Below are 2,764 nucleotides of genomic sequence, written 5' to 3' on the forward strand. Positions count from 1 at the left end.
CGCGTTCACGATGGTGATGCCGAACCACCAGTACAACAGTGGGCAAATCAGGCTGGCAAGCCTGAAGGGAAAAGTGCTGAGCCAGTAGAGCAATGAATCGAGGATCCCGATTCGATGCATCAGACCAAGGCTGCGCATGCCAAAGGGGCTGTATGAGTTGCGGACAATTTGCATCAAGCCGAGGCACCACCGTCCACGCTGAGTAATATACTCTTTCAGTCCTTCGGGAGCCAAACCTTCAGTCAATGGCTCGTTAAGGTACACAGTTTGCCAGCCGTTTTCCGCAAGCTTGAGGGTGAGTAGGAAGTCCTCGGTTACGCTTTGTGTTGGAATCCAGCCAATCTGCTCGACGGCCGGTACCCGCATTACGGATGATGTCCCACAGCAGATGGCAATCCCCCAAGCGTCCCGCGCTGGCTCGACGTTGTCAAAGAAATGACGTTGTTCATCCGGATATGCGGTGCTTATTCCAAGGTTATGTTGGATCGGATCAGGATTGAAGAAGTGCTGCGGGGTTTGCACGAGTGCGACGCTTGGCTCGTGAAACAACGCTAGCGTCCGCTCGATGAAGTCCGCATGGGGAACGAAATCTGCGTCAAGTACAGCGACAAAGACCGGGGGGGCTGGATCGCGGGCGCACGCGCGAAGTGCATGGTTAACGTTTCCCGCTTTAGCGTGCTCCTTATCCGAGCGTGCGAGATATCCGATTTCGTGCAGCTCGCAAAGTTGCCGCACCCAATTCCTGGCGCCGTCGTCGAGGATAAAAATCCGAAGCCGTGGATAGCGGATTTGCGCCGCGCCAATGATCGTGCGCTCGAGCACTTCCGACGGCTCGTTGTAAGTCGTGATAAAGACGTCCACACGCGGCGCTTCTCCAGGCAGCCACCATTCGGAGTACCGGTCTGCTTCTGCCGACCGCTCTTTCACCCGCGACAGTATGAAAAACGCGATGGTAGAGGAAAGCATCGTCAGAGCTTCGAGGATGGCGAATGCCCAACTGAACAGCGCGTCCGCAGTCCAGTCGAGGGGCGCCAGCGTTTCGGTGAAGCGCCAAGCCATATAACGCCAAGACAGTACGGCAGCCGTCCCCAGGAGCAGAGCGCGCCAATACCACTTCATCGGATTGAGAAACGGAAAGACGGTAAGGCAGAGCCCAATTATGAAGGCGGCGCCTGCGAAGGCAGCAACGAGTGGCGACAGCAGAATCATCAGAGTCCGTACCGCGTTATAAAGCGACGGAATTGTGCGATTGGGCCAGCTGTGAAGATGACGCGTCCAGTACGTCCAATCGCGCAGCCGAGATCTGCCTCTCCTGCAAGGTCTGGAACTGTCACTGTGACATCAAAGCGCTGGAGATGTTGCGCACTTGGACCCACAGCAAAATTGGTGTAGAGCGAGGCCGCACCGGATCCGCCAAGGCGGGTTATGGTTCCATTGAAAATACGATCATCTCGAAACAACCGAAATTGCGCGGCCGTTCCCACCGAGAGACCGTCGTAGAGAGATTCGCTGACGCCCGCGGTGACAATCTGGGTACTGCAGTCTACGATCTTGACGAGATCCTGGCCGCGCCGCGCGTATTGGCCATCGTCTATTAGTATGTCCCAGACCAGACCAACGACGCTGGCATTAAGGGTAGCGAAGCTCAGATTATTGACACGAAGACGCTCGGCATCGACTTGCCGGTCGAGCTGTACAATACGTGCTTTCACCTGCTCCTTGTCGACATTTAGCTCGGCCAACCGCTGCTCGAGCTCTCGGATACGTTGGGCCGAGGAGGGAGCGTCGTTATAGGACTCCCCGATGAAGACGCCCTCGCGAGCGGACGTAAGTTCCGTCTCCAAATATTTCACTCGCTGCTGCGCACTCTCCAGTTCTTGCTGCGCGACGTCGTAAGTTGCACGAGCGCGATCCAAATTCGCCGCCGTCTGTACACCACGCGTGCTCAGTTCGTTTGCTCGCTTGCATTCTGCGTCCGCTTGACGAAGGCGTGTGGCCGCAGCGTCTTGAGCTGCTTTCGTTTCGGCAATTCGAGCCTCAATCTGCCGAACCCTTCCGCGCTGGTAATCAGTTGATTGAACATCGAAGCGAGACCTGGATGCGGACAAGGCCTCTCGCTGGCCAACGAGACGGTTGAGCTCGATCTGCTGGTTCGTGCGATCGCGATCAAGCTCAAGAAGCCTCGCGGTATCGAAGCGTTGGTCGTTGATTTCTGCTATGAGCTCGCCGGGACTAATGCGCGCGCCGATGCTCTTTACGGCAAGCGTTACCTTTCCTTCGATTGGGGCGCGAACGATGTAGAGCCGAGCATTGAGTGTAGCGTCCGCCGATGTTCCAGCGAAGTGCTCACCGATAATAACGTACAATCCCACTGCCGACAGGGCCAAGCCGACGATTGCACGTACGAGCCTCATAAGGACATTCCAACTGCATTTATGACGGGAGGGTCGCGCAGCGTATTACTGAGCAGCTACGGTCCAATCGTTTTCGCCTAGGCGACCCTCCGCCCTGCTTTGGATTGCCAAGTCCGCTCGGATGCAAGTGTTAGCGGGTCAGGCGTCATGATCAGACTAACAGGCTGGTAAAGAAGAGCTTCGTGATCTCAGCGGCAGGAGGATCCGTATCGTCAGAAGTGCAAACGGTCATGAATTCATTCCTGCAGTTCCAGCAGCGCCAGAGATCTTGGACCCCCCGCGCACCGATGCGTTCATGCCACTCGAGGTGGACCAATGCAGAGCCACATTGAGGGCAGTTTTTGTGACGT

At 56.4% G+C, this 2,764-nt stretch carries 2 protein-coding genes; both read right to left on the reverse strand.

Going from position 1 to position 2,764, the window contains the following annotated elements; genetic code table 11:
* Positions 1-1,209: glycosyltransferase (locus I6F33_RS37745; protein ID WP_225143904.1), on the reverse strand; the 1,209-nt coding region annotated here is incomplete at its 3' end.
* Positions 1,209-2,366, reverse strand: a complete 1,158-nt coding sequence (locus tag I6F33_RS37750; RefSeq protein ID WP_225143906.1) for an HlyD family secretion protein — start codon at positions 2,364-2,366, stop codon at positions 1,209-1,211. The genes I6F33_RS37750 and I6F33_RS37745, both read right to left, overlap by 1 nt.
* Positions 2,367-2,764 lie beyond the last annotated feature (398 nt).

Source organism: Bradyrhizobium sp. BRP20 (genome assembly GCF_020194215.1).
Taxonomy (GTDB): domain Bacteria; phylum Pseudomonadota; class Alphaproteobacteria; order Rhizobiales; family Xanthobacteraceae; genus Bradyrhizobium; species Bradyrhizobium yuanmingense.